The sequence below is a fragment of the Peribacillus sp. FSL E2-0159 genome, assembly GCF_038643155.1.
GTDB classification, from domain to species: Bacteria; Bacillota; Bacilli; order Bacillales; family DSM-1321; genus Peribacillus; species Peribacillus simplex.
In genome coordinates this window covers 2,045,458-2,065,941 of sequence record NZ_CP152053.1, presented here as the reverse complement: position 1 = coordinate 2,065,941, position 20,484 = coordinate 2,045,458, and the positions used below count along the sequence as shown (strand labels likewise).

Below are 20,484 nucleotides of genomic sequence, written 5' to 3'. Positions count from 1 at the left end.
AGAATCAATTTATACAAGTCTTAGTTAAACAGTTAGAAAAACAACAACAACAACATATGGAATCAATACAATAATTTTATGGATTATTTCAAAAAGTAAGAGGATACACGGTTATTTTCATCATAAGAAAAAACGGTCCTTTAGGGCCGTTTTTTTTATTCAAAGTCAATTGTAATTTTTCATGCTCTTAAAAAGTATTATTTACTGGAGTAATAGATACTTTTTGTCATAAAAACTATTTACCATACTCTCCAATCTTAGGTATTCACACTAGCTGTTCGCGTACAACAACTTTGTCCCATTCTTTGTTTATAGTCGGATTCTTCCTAGTTAATATATGTGCAAAATTAAATACTAATATCATTTGTTCCTTTCTAAGCTTTCATTTCGTTTAATAAGTTCGTCATGGATGTGGAAGGAAATAAGATACTATCGGTTTTCACATCGTATAGCCCAAAGGGATTTAAACGCAGCCCAGGAAGAAAGTCGCAAGTTAAAAATAATAAAGTATACAAAATGTCGTGAAAAGGATACCCTCTTGCTTGGAGCGTCTTTAATAATTTATCATTAAATTCTACCGCCATATCAAATGAAGGATCAGAAGTCATCATTCCTGTAAGCTGTAAAGGAATTTCGAGTATGATTTCTTTTCCATCAACAATGACCACACCGCCTCCCATTTCATGAACACGCGCAGCTGCTATTGACATTGCCTCTGGATTTCTACCGATGGTAAGCAAGTCAGTCGTCGTATTAAAGGTTGAGGCCATCCCATCTAAATCCACCGCAAACTTTTCTAAAATACCTTTTGTCACCCACTCCCCCTTTCTATCGATAAGAGCTGCATACATAAGTCCCTCTTGGGCCGAAAGATCGACATAACCATCCTTGGCTGGGAGTACCAAATTTTTCCGTTCGGTTATTACATTACTAACAAAATGAATAACAGGGACTGAATCATTTGATGAGGTGTGTGGATATAGATACAGATCATGATTTGCCAGAATTCCTCGTGAAAAGGAAAATGTATTTTTAGGTAAATGCCTATCCCAATCCAAATCTGGCATCTGGATCGTCAACTCTCCTTTTTCTGCAACAATTCTCCCGTTTGAGATCACTAAGTCTGGACGAAACTGCACCAAATCAGGCAACAATAATATATCCGCTTTTTTACCCGGAGCCAAGCCGCCAATATAATCGTCCTGTTTAAGGTATGTAGCCGCATTGATGGTAACCATCTGAATAGCTTGCATAACCGGGACTCCATGTTCCACAGCCTGCCTGACAAGTCCATCGACGAATCCTTCTTTTTCAATAAAGGATGGATGCGGACCATCTGTAGTCATCAAAATCCTGCCCGTACTTACCTGTCCATCTGTAATCAGCTTTATTATTTTTGACAAGTCCGGACGAAGCGAACTATTTCTTAGGACTGTCCATAAACCCAACCGTAAACGATCAAGGGCCTCTTCCGCGGTTATCGCTTCATGACAGGCACTTATACCTGAAGCTGCAATAGAATTTAATTTTTCATAAGAGCACCCCGCATTATGCCCATCAGCTACTTTCCCCATTTTCTTAGCTGCATCTATAATATCGAGTAAAACTGGATCCCCTTTGTATAGTAAAGGCCAACGAGTCACTTCTGCCGTTCCAAGTACTTCTTCAAGCGAAAGAAGGTCCTCTATGTCCTCTTTATTGAACCAGTCCCTTTCACCTGGATATTTAGCCTGTGAAACTAATCTTATTAACCAAAAAAAATTCCCTGGCAGGTTCTTCAACTCGCCTAGAAGCCTTTTAAAGCCCGAGTGACCCAAGTGCAAATAAAAAAATAAATTATCATTCACTGTAGTGGTAGTCCCCAACGGCAATACTTTTGCGGTGATACTTATAGGATTGTATATAACCCAGGGATGTGCATGAGTTTCGATGAATCCTGGAGACACATACAAACCATTGGCATCTATTACAGTGGTATTTTCATTTATCTTCACTTCATTTTGGCCTACGTATGCAATGCAATCTTTATACAGCGCAATATTTTGCTGAAGAAATTCACCAGAATAAACATTAATAACCGTTCCGCCTTTAATGAACATATCTGCGGGTCGTTTTCCTTGCGCCACTTCAACCAATTCATTCCGGTATGCTTTTGCATTCACTTTTCCTCGCCCCCACCATTCAAGTGACAATTGAACATTTTTTCATGCTGAATGAATCCCCCATTATAATTTGTAGACATTCATTTTAAGTCCACATTCATGGAGATTGAATCTTCCTTCTTGTTTACGATTGTGATTTGATCTCTGGCTCTCTTAATTTAAATCTTTGTATCTTTCCTGTCGAAGTCTTTGGTAACTCGTTCACGAACTCAATGACGCGGGGATACTTATACGGTGCCAACACTTTTTTTACAAATCCTTTTATTTCCTCTTTCCTTCCTTCATCTGGATCCGCACTTGCTTTCAATACTATATAGGCCTTGGGTTTTATTAAATCATTTTCATCCTTTACAGCAATAACAGCAGTTTCCAGTACATCGGGATGTGATAATAGGGCGTTTTCAATTTCTATTGGTGATACCCAGATCCCATTTACCTTCATCATGTCATCATTGCGGCCCGCGTACCAAAAGAAGCCATCTTCATCCTTAAAGTATTTATCTCCTGTCATAAGCCAATCACCAATAAACTTCTTTTTGTTTTCTTCATTAAGATTCCAATAAGAGGCTGCAATGCTATCTCCCTTAATCAAAAGGTCTCCCACTTCATTCACCTGAGTTTCATTTCCTTGTTCATCCACTATTTTAGCTTCATAGCCGGGAACGATTTTTCCTGTGCTTCCTTGCCGAATATCATCTACCTGATTGGAAAGGTATATATGAAGTGATTCGGTCGAACCAATTCCATCTATAATATCCAATCCGAAAACTCTCTTCCATTGTTCGATATAAGAAGCCGGCAGTGCTTCTCCTGCCGATACGCAAAGTCTAACTGAAGAAAGATCATAGGTTTCCTTAGTCTTCTCAAGGTAATTGAGCATCGATCCATACAGAGTCGGGACACCAAAAAATATGGTTGGACGATACTTCTCTATCGTCTCGAACACCTTTTCTGCAGTCGGTCGGTCTGGCATTAAAACAGTGGTAGCCCCGGCTCCAAAAGGAAAATACATCGCGTTTCCCAAACCATAAGCAAAGAAAAGCTTTGAAGCCGAAAAAGTAATGTCATTTTCGGTAATTTGCAAAATGTTCTTGGCGTAGTTTTTGAAAGCTTCTTCCATATCGGTTTGAAGGTGAATAACCCCTTTTGGCTCACCTGTACTTCCTGATGTATAGAGCCAGAACGCTTGATCATTAATGTTGCTAAAACAAGGCGGCAGGTCTTTATTCTGTCTGCGAGTAAGACTATGGAAAGAATATTCGTTATCTTCCTTCAGGTTCTGATCATCCCCATCAACCAAGACGACACACTTCAGGAAAAGTAGTTCGTTTTTAACAATCTTTAACTTCTCCCACTGTTCACAAGTAGTAACCAACACTTTGGAACGGCTATTATTCAAAAGATACGTATAATCCTTTGTCGGCAAAAGTGTATTGGATGGAATCGGTATTGCCCCAACCTTTATTGCACCGAAGAAACTTATGATGAATTCTGGAGAATCATGTAATATAAGCAGGACGCGCTGTTCCATCTCTATGCCCAGTTCTTTTAATGCCGCACCAAATTGATTGCCAAGGGTATCGATTTCTTGATAGGTATAAGATTGATTTTCATAATAAATAGCGGTTTTATCCCCTCTGCCTGCTTCAATATTTTTCTGAAAGAATTTATAGGAAGCATTGTACATCGAGCCTAATCCTCTAATTTTACATTCGGTTTTTATCACACATTTACCCTCCTCAAAAAGCTACTGGTTTTCAAGTGTCATTCCACCGTCTTCTTTTATTCCAAAAAGAAGACGGCTGCCATTACAAAGCCGGATTAATCAATTCCCTAACCTTCCATTTTCAAAATCTTCTTTGTGGAAAAGGCCATTCATTTGGAAACACTGTACGAATTTAATCTTGAGCAAATCCCCTTCCTGACAATGCTCTTTTTCATTCAGTAACCGCTTTCAAATCAGTCAAACCTCCAATCAAGGGTAAAGTAATTCCATCAGACTATGAAATTTATATTCTGATATCCACCTCCGTATTTTACACATTCATAAGTGCAAAATGCACTGAACAGGTTTCTGATAAGACATCCCTCTTAACAAGTAATGACTACCCATTCAGATCAGAAGGTTCATGAGGTCGATCAGTAGAGAACGATCCTTTCCAACGTATACTTTCAAAAACCGTTTTACAGCTTATGCAATAGTATTGCCTAACGAGCTGTGCAGTACCGAAGGATGAATATAATTCAACTTTTTTGCCATCACAAAATGGACATGTCGGATTTTCCTTTTCAACGGGCATTTATTATCTCCTCGTCCCTTAAACGCGGGATCAAAGCTTCCTTATAGGAGTTTACTAAATTACTATTTACAGGAAGGATCTCGTTTTCAATAAGCACACTATTGTTTTCCACTTGTTTCAACCAAGTAATTATTTCTTGTTCACAAAGTTTAAAAGCTCTCCCGAAACGGGCAGGAATTGAACCTCCATCATTCAGTAACTTGAGTGCCCAGTTTTTCGAGTATAATATATGCTCTAACTGTTCTCTTGCCAATTTATTGAATTGCAGTTCGATTTCACTGCCCCTTTGGTGGCTGGTTAAAGCGGTTATCAATATATTGAGTGCCGTATTCATAGAATAGAGCCCTGCAATCAGTTGTATCCACTCCTCTATTTGAACGATACTGTCAAACGCTTTACCCGTTTGTTCCTTCACATCCTTCTTGTTCCCTTTACCACTTTTCAAACTCTCTCCCCAGTTATAGAGAAGACGTGCATGCCCTAGCTCTGACTGGGCCATTGCAATTGCAGCAAGTGTTCCTTCTAAATTTGGCCCACTGACACCGACCTCTACAAGTCTATCCCCTAGAATGAACTTATTATCAGCAATTGTTTCTATTAGAGTAATCAATTCAGCGTTGACTTTTGTGTAATTCATCATATTAAACCACCCTTTTCTTAAAAAATGGTTCTGCTTCTCTAATGCAAATCATGTTTTCCCGTTTGACTATATACATTTCCACCCATTTTTCTTCATCATAAATATACCGGGCATAAACACGCGCCAACTCATCACTATTGGCCTCAACGGTTCCAATATGCATTAAATCGTCACCACGATTGATTCGGGAAAGCACATCATATTCATAGTTTTGGACTTTACTATCACTCATTTTGAACTAACCCCCCAAGTTTTTAATTTCTGCCTGCCTGCTTCACTCATTTGGTCGACCGTCCATGCAGGACTCCAAACCACCTCAATTTCCACTTCATGAACACTTTCTTCTTGTAGCAGCCTTTTTTTGATATCGCTTTCAATCCACTGCATGCATCCGCATCCTGTTGAAGTATATGTCATTGTTACATATGCTGTATTCCCTTGTTTTTCAACGCCATAAATCAATCCCATATCGACGATGCTAATCGGAAATTCTGGATCAGTCACTTCTTGTAACGCAAGGATTAGAACGGGATCCTTATATAACATCTCACCCATCTAGATCGCCTCATTTCGATAGGCTTCAAGTAACTGATGCCCCTTTTGAATTCGGTTAACGAACTCCTGATTTTGCGGACCTCGCTGCTTAAAACGCTTGATGACATTATTCCAAGTATCAGGTTCATCATATTTCCACCGTTTGTTCTCCTCATCGAATTTACACGGGAAAGGAACTTTCAATTCATACTTCCCAGTCTCTGAATTGTATCTGGCAGGGATTTCAAGTCCAAGAGATTCACAGAAAGGAACAGCTGTTGACATCCATTTCTGCCTTAATTCATCATTCGTTTTTCCTTTCAATTTGTAATCCAACTGGGATGACCTGCTTTTTAAGTTATCGGCTACACCGAAGAATTCGAGGGACATGATAAACATCCAATCAATCGCTTCTTGAACCTGCCTAGCTGTTTCTGGATTTTTCATGGCTGCCTTCATTATGATTTCACCGTTTCTTAAATGAAACAGTTCCTCTTTATCAACTTTGACCAATGCCCGTTTCCAAGGCCCATATGACGTATGTTGGTGTGCATCTCCCAATAAGGTGTATCCTGCTCGATCAAATAAGCCATTGAATACTCCTAGCTCGACCCAATTATCCAATTTAAAATCAAAAGCATAGGGATTCTTCCATCTATTTGGTGATCGCTCATACAACATGGATTGTACATCTTCCCCTAAATCCTTTAATAGCCTGTAGGCAATATGCGCATGGCCGATTTCATCCTGCATCACTGCAAGTGCCGTAATTTTATAATTTAAATTTGGGGCATCTTTATAAACAGTCAAAAGTGGCGGGACACTTAATAATTCTGTATCCCCAACGATCATCAAAGTTTGTTTCAATGCTTTTTTATAATTTTCATCCATATCTTCAACTTTCTCCACCACAAAACCGGCTTGAACCTTGCTCATTAAATCATTTGTAGAATCTGTCATTTCTCCCTCTCCTATCATATTATGTTTTTTTAACCACCGTCTTATATAAGTAATATAATAATTTACTTTATCTGGTTAGTCAACACTTTATCAGATTTTTCAGAAAACAAATAAAACGAGATGCACTATAGGGCATCTCGCTTTATTTGTTTATAACTCATATCGAAACATTCGGCCATCCGAGATTTTTTGAATTCTTTTTTCTTCAACTAAGTATTCCAGATGCGCTAACGTTTCTGCAATGGCGAATCTCCATTGATGATCAGTTAACTTCTTATGTTGAAAAAGCTTTTCCGTAATATCGTACGCCACTTGTCTTGATTCCAGAATGGTTAAAATGGTTGCTAATCGTTCATTATGATGTTCAATGATTTCCTTAGCTCGCTGTGCAAGATTTTCTATTGGTGTTCCGTGGGCGGGATATGCAATGCTCACATCTAGATCACCAAGTCGATGCAAAGTTGAAAGGTAACTTTTTAAAGGATTTTGATCGGAATTGGGCCAAAGACTAATATTAGGCGTGATTCTATTCAAGACTACATCGCCTATTAACATGACTTTCTGACTCTCTTGATAAAAACATAAATGCCCCTCAGCATGACCACTATATGTTTGGACGCTCCATCTTCCTCCAGGACTTTCTAAATATGCATCTTCAAAATCCTCAATTTTAGGAAGTGGATTCACTTTATTTGAAAGAAACATTACGTTCTCTTTCACTTTCGTCAACAAAGGCTCTGGAACAGCATGTTTACCAAATAAGTCATATGTTGCTTCAGCCTGTTTTGTACTACCCCCAAACACAGTTCTAATCATCTTGGCTTCCACATTACTCATATAAACGCGTGCACCGGTTTTTTGCTGCATCCAGCTGATCAAACCAGTATGATCCGGATGAAAATGGGTCAGGATGATTTTTGATATATTTGTTGGTTTAATGGACAGGTCTTTAAAGACTTTTTCCCAATACTTCTTGGCGGCTTCTGTTGGAAAACCGACATCCACCAGAATGATTTCTTCTTTCATGCGAAATAAATAACAATAAACATGCTTCATGGGGAACGGTATGGGTATCCCGATACGTATTAAATAATCTGTTAATGGTTGATAGTTTCCTGAAGGCTCAGTCATTGTCAGGACCCCTTAAAAACGAGTTCTCCTCTTTAAAAGGCGAGCAATACTTCCCTTCGATCCCCCGTCCCGATAGACGATTCAAATAGATATGGGTGGTAACAAGAATTGTTGGCATGAAACCTCTCCTCTTCTAAATCAATCATGATAGATTTCTGAAAAAGGGTTGATTGCTTTCTCACGATTTACATATCCCTCTTTATCAGGCGGATATTCCATGATCGATTCAAAATATTTCACTGCTTTGACCGATATAAGCTGATGAATATTCCAAAATAGTTCCCTAGCCTTGATTCCATGCCAGTCCTCAGGTAACAAATCAAGAGGGAAACCAGGATCCAAGAAAAGGAACTTTCTATATTCGTGCACAATCCCGGTTCGTTCATAAAAGCATTCCTCATTTGAAATTCTATCTTCCCAAACAGCCTGCTGCATGTCATGAAGCTTCGTTTCATATTGCTGGATGAAAGTTAAATAGTTTTTGTTTATTTCATCTAAATTCCAACAAGCACGTAAAATCTCTTCATTTGAATGGGTGATGACTTGACTTGAACTGAATATAATCAAATATTCCTTTAAATCATATGTATCCATAAGTGTTAGAACCTGTTTTTCCAATGGGTTGGGACTTACCCAAATACTATTGGACAAAAGCCCAAAACCGGTCCAGCTCAATTCCTTACGCACTTGATTCCTTAGGACACGCTTTTCCTCAGGAATGGAGTATGTAACCACTCTCCACAAACCATCCCATTGGTTATTCCGAATTGAGTAAACACGCTTGACACCATCATCCATATTGCGTTTCCCTTTTTGTGTTAACGAATAATAGCTTTTATTTCCTATTTTCCTTCCGGTTATTAAATCCTGTTGAACGAGCCGTAGAATCGCTCCACGTACAGAGGATTCAGAAATCCCAAAATGACTCATCATTTTAATAAGTGTGCCAATCCATACTTCCCCACCGTAGAATTGAACGAAATCACCAAAAAGTGTATACAATAATGACCTTGGTTTCATGTTGACTCTCCTGTTCTCATAAAGCCTTTTCTTCTTAATGTAATCTAAATTGGCTCAATTTTCAAACTTGTCGGAGATAAACATCCCTTCATTTGCTAGTTACCCATTAATAATCTTTTTATATTTTCTGGAATGGGAACCGCCTTAAACCCGTCACCCTCGATGGAAGTCCAGGCGCGAATTTCATATCCATATCCAGTCCTTTTTTCCCCACAATATACTTCATGATGAAATTGAATCGTCTTTGTTTTCAACTCCTCCACATGGGTGTATACGATAACTTCATCATCATAGTACAATGGCTTTTCAAATGAGCATTTAGCTTCCAGTAGTGGAATGATAATTTTCTTTTCTTCTTCCAAATATTTCGGGCTCATTTCTATAGAACGAAAAAAATTATGTCCAGCTAAATCAAACCATTTATAATAATTGGGATAATAGACAATCCCTGCCCGGTCTGTATCACCCCATTGTATTTGAAATTTCGTTTCGTTGACACGCCTTTTCATACGAGTTCCTTCCATTATATATTCACCATCTCTCCGTAAGTCTTTTGTATTAAAAAAGCAATATCGGCAGGAACCGATATTGCTTCTTTACTTTTAAAAGGACAAATTCATCATTTACCTTTCCACTGTGGTTCACGCTTTTCAAGGAAGGAAGCTAAACCTTCTTTAGCATCTTCAGAGCGGAATAAAAGATTCTGTATTTCCCCTTCATAACGGATCGCCGCGTTTAAAGGCATTTCTTTACCATTCATTATCGATAGTTTAATATTGGTTACTGCATAACTAGCTTTACTTGCGACATTTTTGGCATATTCCAATGTTTTTTCACGTATTTCATTTTGTGGGAAAACCCGATCTACCAATCGTATTTCCTTAGCTTCCTGAGGTGAAATAGACTCCCCTGTGATATTCAGGTCGATTGCCTTGGAATGACCAACTAATCTAGCCATACGTTGTGTCCCTCCTGTACCTGCAAGGACCCCAAGGTTTACTTCCGGTAAACCGATTTTCCCTGCTTTATCACCCATAAATCGAAGATCACAACCCATCGCCATTTCCAGTCCGCCACCTACTGTGTGACCTTCCAAGCATGCAATCCAGATTTGCGGTGAACGGGCAATTTTATCAAGAGTTTCATTACAGAATAAGCAGAATTGTGTTTTAAAAACCGGATCAGCAGCTTTGAGGAAGTTAATATCCGCTCCGACCGAGAAAAATTTAGGCATATCGCTCATTAAAACAGCTACTTTCATATCTGGATCAAAACGAATATCATCAATTGCAGCATTTAATTCTTTGTAAAAATCAAGCGTATAGGCATTAGTCTTATTAATATGAAGATGTACCTCCGCTACTCCAGTTTCTTTGTTTTTTTGAATTGTAAGCGTTTGCTTCGTTTCGACTGCTGTACTCATTCATCAACACTCCTCTGTTTTTTTGTATTACGTTTTATTTCCTTCCGTTTATATTACATAATATACTACTTAATTTTCAGAATTGCAATTATTTTTGGTAAATTTTTAAAAAATTACATTTAACATGACATTTGTAATGCATTAACAATGATCTGGATTGTTCATTTTGACAGCGGTAAAAATCTGGTTTCAAAGATTAAGATATAGATGGTAGTAGGATACGAGCTTAATAAATCAACTTGATCGATTTTAAAGAAATGACCAACTCATATAGAATTGGTCATCATTTTATTAACTTACTTCTACTTTTTAATTCCCTTTAATACCCACACACCCGTCGTTTCATTGCTTTGATTACTTTTCAAAAGTATTTGGTTGCTTTTTACACTTTTTCAATCACCATTCTTCTTGCCCCAACATATAATACATCAAAGGAAAACCGGGGGTATCAACATGCAAGACAATCAACATGGATCGCAAATGAATGAGGTAGAAAAGTTTGATGAATGGGTAAAAAGTTTTTTTCTGGATCCGGAAACTTGTGCGTTGGATCATCAACTTTTTTCAATTGATATATACGAAAGTGACGATGAGTATATGGTGGAAGCGGTTTTGGAAAATCATGATGTGAAAGATATAAAAGTTTGCCTATGTGATAATGAGCTATCGATCACCGTTGACGATACTGATAAGCATTTTCTTGAAAAAAAAGAAGATGCACTACCCACACAGAGAAAGATCCCTTTCCCCTTTTCGATTTGCTCACGAAGAATTTCCGCTGAATTCTCGAATCCGATATTGGTGATTCGCATCCATAAGTTTTCCCCCGGAAAAACAGCTGAAGATATTAACATTGAGTAATTCGTCCATAAAAAAAGAATGGCCTAGGGAATCACATTCACCTTAGCCATTCTTTTTTCTTGTTTATCCGGCAAAATAAAAGGACGTTCGACTTCCATTTTGTGTCGAAATGACTTGAAGCTGTGCATCTATTCTTTCTTTCAATTCCGGGACATGGGAAATTATCCCGACCAATCTTCCCGTGCTTTGTATATCCATTAATGCTTCAATCGCATGATCAAGAGATTCAGGGTCGAGCGTACCGAAACCTTCATCGATGAACATCGTTTCGAGTGAAATTCCTCCAGCATTCTGCTGGACAACATCCGCAAGACCCAAGGCAAGTGCAAGGGAGGCCTTAAAGCTCTCGCCTCCCGAAAGGGTTTTGACATGCCTCTCATGTCCTGTATATTGGTCATACACAGATAACTCCAGACCACTTTGGATATTCCTGCGTGTAGGATCAAGCTTTCGCAACAGCTGATATCTGCCGCTTGTCATTTTCAGCAGCCTTGAATTGGCTTCTTTTAAGATATCATCTAAAAAGGCAGCCAGTACATAGCGTTCAAAAGTTATTTTGAACGAGTTTTGACCTTTGGAAATCTCAGACAGATGACCGACGATACTGTACCTTTCATCCAAACTTTTCTGATCTTCCCTGATTTGCGCCAATTTCCTTTCGATTTCTTCGTTAGTCCGCTTTTCAGCCTGTAATTCATTCTGATTTTGGCGTAACGACTCCAATTCTTCATCTATAAAATCGAAAGTCTTTTTCAATCCTTCAAGATCCGGTTTGGTCACATCCTTTAATTTCATTTCCAAATCATGAAAAAGACTCAATACACTTTGCCAATTTTGATTATACTGCTGAACTTGGTCCTCCAAATTTACAAGAGCCGCTTCCGATTTTTTGGCTGCCGTATATTCTTTATAATTGGAAAAACCTTGATTGGTCATATCCGTAATTAACTTTTCCCGTTCCTCTTTCAATTCTTTATTTAAAGCCTCTATATTTCCACTTAGGGATTCTTTTTTTGCAATGATGGCCGATTCTCTTTCCTTCACCAGTTGAAGGTTTTTTTGTGCATCTTCCAAGGCCGTTTGTAAGCGTTTCTGTGTTTTTACAGCCATTTGATAAGCTGCATTATATTCTTCCTCTGTCCGTATTCCGTCTGGCAGGGAATCGGTTAATCCTGTTAGTTTTGTTGAGTTTTCAATGTACTTGGTTTTCCCTTGGTCTTCTTTTCTTTCTAAAGAGATCAGATTATCCTTAAGCTGGGATGCTTTCTCTTTTAAATCCAGTAACCTTTTTTCCAATTCATTGAATACAGATTTTTTCCGCATCAATTCTTTTAGCTGCTCTTGCAGCACTTTTCCTTTTTGTACAAACTGTAGCAAATGCTCATCAATATCTTCATGCCTAAACTCCGGCATGTCATTTTGTAAGTCACTAAGCTTTTCTTGTGAAGACTCTACCAGTGCATCATATTTTGATTTCACTTGATAATATTCACTTTCAGCTTGGCTTTTTTGTTGTTCTGCAGTTTTCAGCTTGTTTTCTTGCTCTTTCAGTTCCAAATCCGTCGGCATATGCTCATGCATTTGCGCTGGTTTTGGATGACTTTGCGAACCGCACACAGGACAATTTTCTCCAGAGTGCAGCATGGAAGCAAGCATACCCGCTTGGCCTGATCGCCAGTTTCGGTTCAAGGTTTCCAGTTTCTCCTTGTCCTGAATTTGTATTCTTTGTAACTCTTGGAACCGATTATTCTTTTCATCCAGAACTCGTTTCGTATTCTGGATTTCATAAAGAACTTCTTGAAGCTTTTTAATTTTCGATAACGATTGATTATTTCTTTCTGCTTCAATTTCCTGATCACGATAAAGAACAGCCGCTTTTTCCGCTTCTGTTTTTTCTTGAGTAACTTTCTCTGCTTCCGCTTCAATCGACAGATGTTCAGAAACTGTTTTTTCACGAAGTCGTTTACTAGTTTGCCACTCTTTTTCGTCTAAAGTAACCTGTGCTTTTAAGCTTGCAAAAGTCATGACAGCCTCTTTTACCTGCTCAAGCTGAAGAACAGTTCTGACTGCCTGCTCTCTTTGATTTTCCTTCAACATTTCCTTATCATAGGAATCCTGCTTCTCGATGCATTCAGTCTGTAACTTCTCGGACTGCTCACTTAATTTTTGAAGTTCGGCATTCGCATCTTGTACTTGTTTGCCAATTCTTAAATAGTATTGTTCCTGCTTTTCAAGCGAAGCCGCTTTGTGTGCCATTTTCATTTGGACTTTCACTAGTTCCATTTCTGGCAGCTTTGCTTCAAGGGCCTCCTTTTCTTTTCGCAGTTTTTCTTTTTCAGAAAATCGATTTAATAAATCAACAGCTTTTGAAAGTTCCTGGTTTACTTGATCACGAGCTTTCTGCTTTTCCTGTATATGTTTATTTATATACTCATTTTTTTCTGCGGCTTGCAAAATGACTTCCTGTAACAATGGTAAGACCTGCTGTTCATTAGGCTCTTCCACATGTAATTGTGCCTGCAATTCTTCATGATTGCCAGGCTGGATGCCTTTCATTAATTCAATTCGCCGCTGAGCACTTTTTTCACTTTTCTTCCTTAGGATGGAAGCCTCTTCTTTTAATTTTTCTTCTATTCGTTTATAAAGTTCAGTATGAAATAATTTCTGGAGAATCTGTTCTTTATCCTTGCTATCGGAATTTAACAGTTTTCGGAATTCATTCTGTGGAATCATCAGGATTTGCCGGAATTGATTCGCATCAAGTCCAATGAGTACTTTGATTTTTTCTTCAACTTCTCGTACATTTGCACCCAGCAATTTTTTCCCTTCGGCCAATATCTCATATAATTCAGCCTTTGCTCCAACCGTTGTTGTTCCTTCACCTGCTTTTTTCTTGCGTTCCTGCTGCGGCGACCGGGTCACCAAATACGTTTTTCCACGCAGGGTAAATTGTAACGATACTTCCGTCAACATATCATCTTCGGCAAACTGACTTCGCAAATCTTGCCCGCTTCGATCTTCACCGCTGGCTTTTCCATATATCGCAAAACTAATCCCATCAAATATCGTTGTTTTCCCTGCGCCTGTCTTTCCAGAAATGACAAACATGGTCCGTTCTCCAAGGGAATTAAAGTCAATGGTTTCCCTTGCTGCATATGGTCCGAATGCTTGCATCGTTAAAATATCCGGTCTCATTTCAAAGCCTCCTCTTTCTTAACAGCCTCAATTACCGAAACCATCAAATCCTGCTTTTGAGAATCAAAGTCCCGATCTGTCATTTCTTGATAAAACGTTTCAAACAGGTCCAATTCTGATTTCCGTTCATCTTTTACAGAAGAGAAGGATTTTTTTCTTCTAAGGTCGGTCAAATCCCATTTTCGCTCTAGATGTAGTACGTTCGGATAAATCTGACGCAGGCGGTTGATAGGATCGATGAGTGCCCCCTCATCATTTAGTGTTATTTTCAAATAATCATCCCTTTTTTGCGATTGATAGAAAGCGGGATCGAGTAACTCATCCATAACCCCTGATATTTCCCTCATATCGAACTTGGGTGCCAAAGAACGATAGCGTATATCAAAGCTTCCATCTTCCTGCATATCGACGATGGAAAGCGACTTATTCTGCTTGGCCTCAGAAAAAGAATATTTTAATAGTGATCCAGAGTAAAACACCTTTGGATGACGTATCGCGTCTGGACTATGTAAATGCCCAAGTGCCGTATAATCGAACGCATCGAATAAGTCGGATGAAACACAGCCAGAACCACCTACCGACAAGACCCTTTCCGAATCGCTCGTTTTTCCGCCTAATACAAAAGCATGTCCTACGAAAACATTCGGCTCATCCTTATTGAAATTTTCGGCAATCGTTCCTGTTATCCGCTTCATCGCTGCTTGATGTGAATGGATACTATCATCTTCAAAAAGATGGCGGACCGTACCAGGTTCTGCATATGGAACACAATAAAAGTTCACGCCTTTGATGCGAACCGGCTCACAAGTTTTTGTCACTTTCCCATGAATGTATAACTGGCTATGACGATACCATGATGAACCGAATGCAAGCCTTTCCGCAGAATCATGGTTTCCCGATATCGCAACGATCGGTGTATTCATTTTCACATTAATCGTATAAAGGATTTCATCAAGAAGCTCTACCGCTTCAGTCGGCGGAACGGAACGATCATATAGATCACCGGCAATCACAACCGCATCTGGCTTTTCCTCTTCGACAATTTCTATGAATTGCAAGAGTGCATGCCTTTGGTCATCTGTCATATGTACCCCGTGAACAATTTTCCCTAAATGCCAATCAGCCGTATGGATAAATTTCATAGTTTCACTCCGTCCTAATTTTTACTTACTATTATTATATCAAAAATTTAACGAATAGCATGGTTTGGGTACAAACGTTCTAATTTTTACCACACTGCACCATTCTTTTGAATTATTCAGAATAAAAAAAGCAAACTCCAAAAGAGTCTGCTTTTTCCTCGTTAGCTGAATAAGTGTTCATATGGACCCATATTCACCTTTCTTTCAGCTAATTTTTTTTGTAAAAATTTATGGTCACGCTTTGGTGTGGCTATGATATAGCCGCGTATCACTAAATCTTCCGTAATGTCGCCCGCTTTTTCCTTTAACGCCAACTCGCCGATTTTTCCCGCGATTTTATGACGTGCAACGTCACGAAAAAGTTCTGGCACAGGGCTCACTAAATCTTCTAGTAATTCCTTTTGCTGCTTTGACCATAGGTGCTTTGTTTGGTCCAAATAGTATTCTTCCCAATCCATATCGGATTTCCCATCTTCTTTAGGAAATCTTTTCAGGAACTTTCGAAACATGAAAAAGCCACCTATGCTCATTAATATAATTAAAAGGGCTACCCAAAATAGAATAAACCATAAAAACCATCCACTAAGCAAAGTACCACCTCATATGTATAGAATGATCGTCACTATTATTATAGACAGTAACCCATATCTTTACAAGACTGGCAATACAATCATTCCTGACCGTTCACTTCCAGCAAGACGAGCGAAAAATCCCCCACCGCATTTTCTTCATAGAGATTCGTGACTGAAGTTGCATAGTTAAAGATCTCTGCTCGAAACTCCTCGTTTGACTGTGGAATTTTTAAATCAAATACCATTTGATAAAGCAGTGTTGTAATATCATGATATTCACTATGTGTAACCTTGAAATTGAAACTGACTTTTCTGACTTCCTTACCTTCAGAATCTCTTACAGTTTCAGAAAGAAAATCAGTAACCTGCAGTGGAACATCGTTTAAAATGACCTCATCTACCATTATCAACATCTCCTTAAAAAAGTGGTTAAAGACATGTTATCACTAGAAACTTTGAACGCCAATTATTCAACCTTGGAAAAAATAAAAAAACGTGCACAGGAAACCCGAGCACGTTTACTTCAAATCAATTTACTTTCCCTTTTTCACGATTATACGCCATTTAGCGTCATCGATTTGCTCAAACTCCGTGATTTCATGACCTTCGGTAGCAGCCCAACGCGGAATGCTCTCCGTTGCTTGTGTGCAATCGAAATTAATGATCAATTCCTCTCCTTTTGCCATGTCCACTATCGCTTCTTTTGCTTCCACTAAAGGGAATGGACATACCATTCCGGTCGTTTCCAATACTTTTGCCATTTATATTACACTCCTTGATTAAAAAATTTTTGACTCGTACTTTAAGCCACTTGGGATGCAGCCGCTGTCTGCTTTTGCTTACGGATAATCATGAAATAAGTTGCTACCCATGTACCCAGCAGGAAAAAGACAATTGCGATCCAACCCTGCCAAGCAAATAGCGCCGAATTCACCAGACCATTTCCGATTGTGCATCCCCCGGCAACACTTGCACCGAATCCCATGGTTACACCGCCAATTGCATTGTTACGTAACGTTTTCATATCAGGCAAACGCCAACGGAATTCCCCGCTCCCTTTGGCGGCAATGAAAGCACCAAGGAAAATACCCAATACTAAAAACGTACCCCAATCGATTAACGCATCATCTCCTGTTATAAGGAAAGTTAGAATGTTCGCGGAAGGCGCTGTGATTCCAAGTCCGAACATTCTGCCTGTCATTGCACTTAGCGGCCATGCCATGATTGCAATAATCCCCACCAATAATGCTGTAATAAAGGGATGCCACCGTTTCTCGAATAAGATGTGGGCCAATCCCGTTTTTTTCGGTTTCATTTTAAAGATTGGAAGTTTCGGTTTTCTCAATTCACGAATCACCAATATGCCAACCAATAGTGTCACAATAATCACAAGCACCCATGGCGAAACAGTTAATGTTTCATGAATATACGTATCACTTGTACGATAAGATAACAGATTATCTCCAGCCACTTTCCATACACCATATTTCGTCATGGCTGCCCCTAGCATATATCCAAAAAGGGCAACCCAACTTCCGATCATTCCCTCCCCGGCACGATACCATGTTCCAGTGGCGCAACCTCCTGCCAGAACCATACCAATACCAAAAATAAAGCCACCGACGATTGTTCCCAACCAAGGAAAACCATCATTTCCTAACTGAATGACCCCTGTATCATTTAATGCATAAACACCAATACTTTGTATCGCTATAACAATAAATGTAGCTAAGAACATCCGTCCATCTTTAGCTAAAATCAAATCACGATATGCACCAACAACGCAGAAACGGCCTCTTTGAAGCACAAATCCCAGCAGTAAACCACAAATAATCCCGAACACAATCATTTGTAACATGAACCGTTTCCTCCTTAAGTAAAATAATAATAATACTAATATAATATAATATAATCCGGATGAAATTACTAGGTTTTTGGTTTGATTTTTTTATTCTCCGGGCAAATGAAAAACCTGAGTCATTATGAATATCGACTCAGGTTTTTTGATTATCGTTTTGATTAAATCCTATAATACATGAATCACAGCATGCTACTTCCGCCGAAACTGGCTGCTTTAACTTTCTTATATTGGTAAAGCATGGCAATTCTCCACGGAACGATCATCGCAAAAGCAAGTAAGAAAAACATTCCGCTCAATACACCGATTTCAATCGTGCTTCCCAGCATCAGTTTCGCCACCAGTCTAATCACCATAAGACCAATCAATATGAATATGAACGCTTTAGAGCGCAGAATATAAATTTTTTCATCTCTAACTTCAAATTTAGATGTTTTAATCAATAAGATGGAAAATAACATCCCTGCAACAAGAGCCTCCAACAATTCGTATCGAGTCACCCTAAACATCGGGAAAATAAACATCAAAGCACCCGTACTCATAAACAGAGGCGGTAAGATGATTTTCTTTTCATTCACTGGTTTTTTCGTTTCCTTCATCCGTAACATGAAAACACCTATAGCCATCACAATCGCTATACCTGTTGATATATATATCATCTCTTAACCATCCCTTTAAACTAAAAATAGGTAAGTACCCTTAAAAATTATATATGACTTCAATTTATAAACAAAGTATATATTACCTATTTGAGATAAACAAGGAGAGTGTCATTAATTAAGCGCCCTTTTGTCATCCAATACCCTGCCCTCGTCAAAAGGATTGAAGATAAAATCTAGCGACCCGGCTTTTATAGCCACGACAACCATTTTTTGTTGACCCATGGCAGAGCACAATATAACCTTTGCAGCCTGAAATTCCATCTTAATTTCTTTAACGGCATCCAGCCCGCTCATGATTAGCATGGTAATATCCATCGTTACAAGGTCAAGATTCAAATTGAAAGTGTCATTCTCTTATACCTAGAATCACCATAGCTGTTTCTCCTCATTCAAAACAAAAGCACGCGTTAGAAATATAATGATTTTTATATATAATATTTTTTAGGATATATGAATTTAGACGCATAATCAACAGAAATGATACAAAAAAAGAAAGAAATAACACACCATAAGACCTAACAGCAGGCAATTCAAATAGAATATTATTGAAAAAATAGCTTATTATGGACTAAAACCCCGTAAAGCCACCGAATAGTCTAGACAGGACTGCAATTATTTTGGTCATCCAATTAAAAAACAAAATTACACCCATTACAATCATCAAATATCCGCCAATCTTCATGATGTATTGGCTGTACTTTTTGATCCATTTCAATTTTCCGACAAAGAAGGATAATATGAAAAACGGTATGGCAAATCCTAAAATATAGGCAGTCATATAGCTCATGGCAGCACTAGGATTAGTTGCCCCCAGTGAAATGACAGCACCTAATAGCGGACCGGCACAAGGGGTCCATCCAGCAGCAAAGGCAAGTCCGATAAGAATGGAACCTATATATCCGCTAGGTCGATTCTTAAATTCAAAACGACTGTCCTTCATCAAAGATTTCGGCTGAAAGATTCCTACAATGAATAAACCAAAAATGATAATCAGGATGGCACCAATCTGACGAATTAATTCTTTGTAATTCGCGAAAAAAGAACCTAGGTATGTTGTGCTAAAACCTATTGCAATAAAAACCAGAGAAAACCCAAGAAGGAAGAATAAAGTATGCAGCATGCTTCTTCTTTGGAGCATGGCGTTCTCGGATTTGATTTCACCAACACTCATACCAGTGATATAAGATAAAAAGGCCGGATATAGCGGTAAGCAACATGGCGAAATAAAACTAAGAAAGCCCGCCCCAAATGCTAAAAACATATTAATATCATTCAAATAAGCTCACTCCTATGTATGTCAACCTATAAACATTGTAACAAATAAGATAAAAAAATACATTTATGGAACTGTGAATATTTCATGACAACCAATTGCTTATAACTGGATGGGGTGACGGATTAAGTTAACTTATTTGAATTCATTAGTCCAAGCCGATATAATTGTTATATTCATACAGATTTTACAACGGACACATAAATTAAGGGTACCTTGAATAAATGTTGGGGCCAGAAAGGAAATATAATGGCTAAAAAGAATGAATTTCTCGAACAGATTGAATTAAAGAGAAATGAACTTATCAAGATTGTCGCTAAAGATGGTTTAAACTCGCATGTTGCCGTTGAATATAGCCAGCAACTTGATCAATTATTAAATAAATATAATGAACTTTTTTATAAAACCGGTACAGGTTTTTAACTCAGTTCATCTCCCATTGATAACCACATATATTATTATATGAAATATTTTTCAGTCAATCTCCCCTTTTTACACTATTTCTCAATTTGAAATACTTAAGCATGACCTTTGCTATTTAAAAAAACAGGCAAGCGCTAAGTGCGCTGCCTGTTTTCCTGTTTTTTCAATTAAAATAATGCATATGAATCATGTAGCAGTATCACCATCGGATGTCGGTGCTTAGTTTGTCAAAACAAGAACAATAGTAGATCCAGCTAAGATGAAAGAACCGTCCGGAACAGTGATCACAAGACTACCTTTTATAAAATGTATAGGGAGATAATTCACG

21 protein-coding genes and 1 pseudogene are annotated in these 20,484 nt (G+C 38.4%); 2 read left to right on the top strand and 20 right to left on the bottom strand.

Going from position 1 to position 20,484, the window contains the following annotated elements; translation table 11 throughout:
- Positions 1 to 374: 374 nt before the first annotated feature.
- The 11 genes from NYE63_RS10230 to NYE63_RS10180 form a co-directional block, all read right to left on the bottom strand.
- On the bottom strand, positions 375 to 2,099 hold the full coding sequence (locus NYE63_RS10230; RefSeq protein WP_342605726.1) for an adenine deaminase C-terminal domain-containing protein: 1,725 nt from the start codon (positions 2,097 to 2,099) through the stop codon (positions 375 to 377).
- Between the two features lie 187 nt (positions 2,100 to 2,286).
- A complete protein-coding gene (locus NYE63_RS10225; protein WP_342605725.1) occupies positions 2,287 to 3,849 on the bottom strand; it encodes a benzoate-CoA ligase family protein in 1,563 nt (520 codons plus the stop codon).
- A 602-nt stretch (positions 3,850 to 4,451) separates the two neighbouring features.
- Positions 4,452 to 5,102 (bottom strand): Phenylacetic acid catabolic protein, encoded by a 651-nt coding sequence (locus NYE63_RS10220; protein WP_342605033.1) that lies wholly within the window; start codon positions 5,100 to 5,102, stop codon positions 4,452 to 4,454.
- 1 nt (position 5,103) lies between these two features.
- Positions 5,104 to 5,334: a hypothetical protein gene (locus tag NYE63_RS10215; protein ID WP_342605032.1), complete on the bottom strand. Its 231-nt coding sequence runs from the start codon at positions 5,332 to 5,334 to the stop codon at positions 5,104 to 5,106.
- Positions 5,331 to 5,657 carry a metal-sulfur cluster assembly factor gene (locus NYE63_RS10210; protein WP_342605031.1) on the bottom strand — a complete coding sequence of 109 codons (327 nt, stop codon included), beginning with the start codon at positions 5,655 to 5,657 and terminating at the stop codon, positions 5,331 to 5,333. Before NYE63_RS10210 ends, NYE63_RS10215 begins: the two co-directional genes overlap by 4 nt.
- Complete coding sequence (locus NYE63_RS10205) at positions 5,658 to 6,596, bottom strand: Phenylacetic acid catabolic protein (RefSeq protein ID WP_342605030.1); 939 nt, start codon at positions 6,594 to 6,596, stop codon at positions 5,658 to 5,660.
- 150 nt (positions 6,597 to 6,746) lie between these two features.
- Positions 6,747 to 7,727 carry an MBL fold metallo-hydrolase gene (locus tag NYE63_RS10200; RefSeq protein WP_342605029.1) on the bottom strand — a complete coding sequence of 327 codons (981 nt, stop codon included), beginning with the start codon at positions 7,725 to 7,727 and terminating at the stop codon, positions 6,747 to 6,749.
- Complete coding sequence (locus tag NYE63_RS10195; RefSeq protein WP_342605028.1) at positions 7,720 to 7,845, bottom strand: hypothetical protein; 126 nt, start codon at positions 7,843 to 7,845, stop codon at positions 7,720 to 7,722. The genes NYE63_RS10200 and NYE63_RS10195 overlap by 8 nt, the downstream gene beginning before the upstream one ends.
- 20 nt (positions 7,846 to 7,865) lie before the next feature.
- On the bottom strand, positions 7,866 to 8,747 hold the full coding sequence (locus tag NYE63_RS10190) for a PaaX family transcriptional regulator C-terminal domain-containing protein (RefSeq protein WP_342605027.1): 882 nt from the start codon (positions 8,745 to 8,747) through the stop codon (positions 7,866 to 7,868).
- A 95-nt stretch (positions 8,748 to 8,842) separates the two neighbouring features.
- Positions 8,843 to 9,256 carry a thioesterase family protein gene (locus tag NYE63_RS10185; RefSeq protein ID WP_342605026.1) on the bottom strand — a complete coding sequence of 138 codons (414 nt, stop codon included), beginning with the start codon at positions 9,254 to 9,256 and terminating at the stop codon, positions 8,843 to 8,845.
- Positions 9,257 to 9,366: 110 nt separating this feature from the next.
- Positions 9,367 to 10,170: an enoyl-CoA hydratase/isomerase family protein gene (locus tag NYE63_RS10180; protein ID WP_342605025.1), complete on the bottom strand. Its 804-nt coding sequence runs from the start codon at positions 10,168 to 10,170 to the stop codon at positions 9,367 to 9,369.
- Between the two features lie 453 nt (positions 10,171 to 10,623).
- Between NYE63_RS10180 and NYE63_RS10175 the strand changes: the two genes are divergently transcribed.
- Positions 10,624 to 11,031, top strand: coding sequence for an Hsp20/alpha crystallin family protein (locus NYE63_RS10175; protein WP_342605024.1), 408 nt, complete (start codon positions 10,624 to 10,626; stop codon positions 11,029 to 11,031).
- 63 nt (positions 11,032 to 11,094) lie between these two features.
- On the opposite strand, the gene NYE63_RS10170 is transcribed toward NYE63_RS10175, so the two are convergent.
- The 9 genes and pseudogenes from NYE63_RS10170 to NYE63_RS10130 form a co-directional block, all read right to left on the bottom strand.
- Positions 11,095 to 14,226, bottom strand: coding sequence for an SMC family ATPase (locus NYE63_RS10170; RefSeq protein WP_342605023.1), 3,132 nt, complete (start codon positions 14,224 to 14,226; stop codon positions 11,095 to 11,097).
- Positions 14,223 to 15,368 (bottom strand): exonuclease SbcCD subunit D, encoded by a 1,146-nt coding sequence (locus NYE63_RS10165; protein ID WP_342605022.1) that lies wholly within the window; start codon positions 15,366 to 15,368, stop codon positions 14,223 to 14,225. The genes NYE63_RS10170 and NYE63_RS10165 overlap by 4 nt, the downstream gene beginning before the upstream one ends.
- A gap of 161 nt (positions 15,369 to 15,529) precedes the next feature.
- The gene (locus tag NYE63_RS10160) at positions 15,530 to 15,958 is read right to left on the bottom strand and encodes a DUF2621 domain-containing protein (protein ID WP_034312903.1); all 429 of its coding nucleotides are present in this window, start codon (positions 15,956 to 15,958) and stop codon (positions 15,530 to 15,532) included.
- Between the two features lie 80 nt (positions 15,959 to 16,038).
- Positions 16,039 to 16,344, bottom strand: a complete 306-nt coding sequence (locus tag NYE63_RS10155; protein ID WP_342605021.1) for a DUF3219 family protein — start codon at positions 16,342 to 16,344, stop codon at positions 16,039 to 16,041.
- 129 nt (positions 16,345 to 16,473) lie between these two features.
- On the bottom strand, positions 16,474 to 16,701 hold the full coding sequence (locus NYE63_RS10150; RefSeq protein ID WP_048685981.1) for a sulfurtransferase TusA family protein: 228 nt from the start codon (positions 16,699 to 16,701) through the stop codon (positions 16,474 to 16,476).
- 41 nt (positions 16,702 to 16,742) lie between these two features.
- On the bottom strand, positions 16,743 to 17,798 hold the full coding sequence (locus NYE63_RS10145) for a YeeE/YedE family protein (protein WP_342605020.1): 1,056 nt from the start codon (positions 17,796 to 17,798) through the stop codon (positions 16,743 to 16,745).
- 182 nt (positions 17,799 to 17,980) lie between these two features.
- Positions 17,981 to 18,457 carry a cytochrome c biogenesis protein CcdC gene (locus NYE63_RS10140; protein ID WP_342605019.1) on the bottom strand — a complete coding sequence of 159 codons (477 nt, stop codon included), beginning with the start codon at positions 18,455 to 18,457 and terminating at the stop codon, positions 17,981 to 17,983.
- A gap of 114 nt (positions 18,458 to 18,571) precedes the next feature.
- Positions 18,572 to 18,787: pseudogene (locus NYE63_RS10135) on the bottom strand (response regulator); the annotation flags it as partial.
- 241 nt (positions 18,788 to 19,028) lie between these two features.
- Positions 19,029 to 19,736, bottom strand: a complete 708-nt coding sequence (locus NYE63_RS10130; RefSeq protein ID WP_063234658.1) for a cytochrome c biogenesis protein CcdA — start codon at positions 19,734 to 19,736, stop codon at positions 19,029 to 19,031.
- Positions 19,737 to 19,982: 246 nt separating this feature from the next.
- Between NYE63_RS10130 and NYE63_RS10125 the strand changes: the two genes are divergently transcribed.
- Entirely contained in the window at positions 19,983 to 20,156 is a 174-nt protein-coding gene (locus NYE63_RS10125; RefSeq protein ID WP_076368851.1) for an aspartyl-phosphate phosphatase Spo0E family protein, read from the top strand.
- Positions 20,157 to 20,484 lie beyond the last annotated feature (328 nt).

Bases quoted from the DNA above. Each gene is read 5' to 3' on its own strand.
- NYE63_RS10185 (WP_342605026.1), bottom strand. From the start codon at position 9,256: ATGAAAAGGCGTGTCAACGAAACGAAATTTCAAATACAATGGGGTGAT.
- NYE63_RS10210 (WP_342605031.1), bottom strand. From the start codon at position 5,657: ATGGGTGAGATGTTATATAAGGATCCCGTTCTAATCCTTGCGTTACAA.
- NYE63_RS10140 (WP_342605019.1), bottom strand. From the start codon at position 18,457: ATGATATATATATCAACAGGTATAGCGATTGTGATGGCTATAGGTGTT.
- NYE63_RS10205 (WP_342605030.1), bottom strand. From the start codon at position 6,596: ATGACAGATTCTACAAATGATTTAATGAGCAAGGTTCAAGCCGGTTTT.
- NYE63_RS10190 (WP_342605027.1), bottom strand. From the start codon at position 8,747: ATGAAACCAAGGTCATTATTGTATACACTTTTTGGTGATTTCGTTCAA.
- NYE63_RS10220 (WP_342605033.1), bottom strand. From the start codon at position 5,102: ATGATGAATTACACAAAAGTCAACGCTGAATTGATTACTCTAATAGAA.
- NYE63_RS10200 (WP_342605029.1), bottom strand. From the start codon at position 7,727: ATGACTGAGCCTTCAGGAAACTATCAACCATTAACAGATTATTTAATA.
- NYE63_RS10145 (WP_342605020.1), bottom strand. From the start codon at position 17,798: ATGTTACAAATGATTGTGTTCGGGATTATTTGTGGTTTACTGCTGGGA.
- NYE63_RS10150 (WP_048685981.1), bottom strand. From the start codon at position 16,701: ATGGCAAAAGTATTGGAAACGACCGGAATGGTATGTCCATTCCCTTTA.
- NYE63_RS10155 (WP_342605021.1), bottom strand. From the start codon at position 16,344: ATGGTAGATGAGGTCATTTTAAACGATGTTCCACTGCAGGTTACTGAT.
- NYE63_RS10215 (WP_342605032.1), bottom strand. From the start codon at position 5,334: ATGAGTGATAGTAAAGTCCAAAACTATGAATATGATGTGCTTTCCCGA.
- NYE63_RS10195 (WP_342605028.1), bottom strand. From the start codon at position 7,845: ATGCCAACAATTCTTGTTACCACCCATATCTATTTGAATCGTCTATCG.
- NYE63_RS10230 (WP_342605726.1), bottom strand. From the start codon at position 2,099: ATGTTCATTAAAGGCGGAACGGTTATTAATGTTTATTCTGGTGAATTT.
- NYE63_RS10165 (WP_342605022.1), bottom strand. From the start codon at position 15,368: ATGAAATTTATCCATACGGCTGATTGGCATTTAGGGAAAATTGTTCAC.
- NYE63_RS10175 (WP_342605024.1), top strand. From the start codon at position 10,624: ATGCAAGACAATCAACATGGATCGCAAATGAATGAGGTAGAAAAGTTT.
- NYE63_RS10225 (WP_342605725.1), bottom strand. From the start codon at position 3,849: ATGTACAATGCTTCCTATAAATTCTTTCAGAAAAATATTGAAGCAGGC.
- NYE63_RS10170 (WP_342605023.1), bottom strand. From the start codon at position 14,226: ATGAGACCGGATATTTTAACGATGCAAGCATTCGGACCATATGCAGCA.
- NYE63_RS10180 (WP_342605025.1), bottom strand. From the start codon at position 10,170: ATGAGTACAGCAGTCGAAACGAAGCAAACGCTTACAATTCAAAAAAAC.
- NYE63_RS10125 (WP_076368851.1), top strand. From the start codon at position 19,983: ATGGCTAAAAAGAATGAATTTCTCGAACAGATTGAATTAAAGAGAAAT.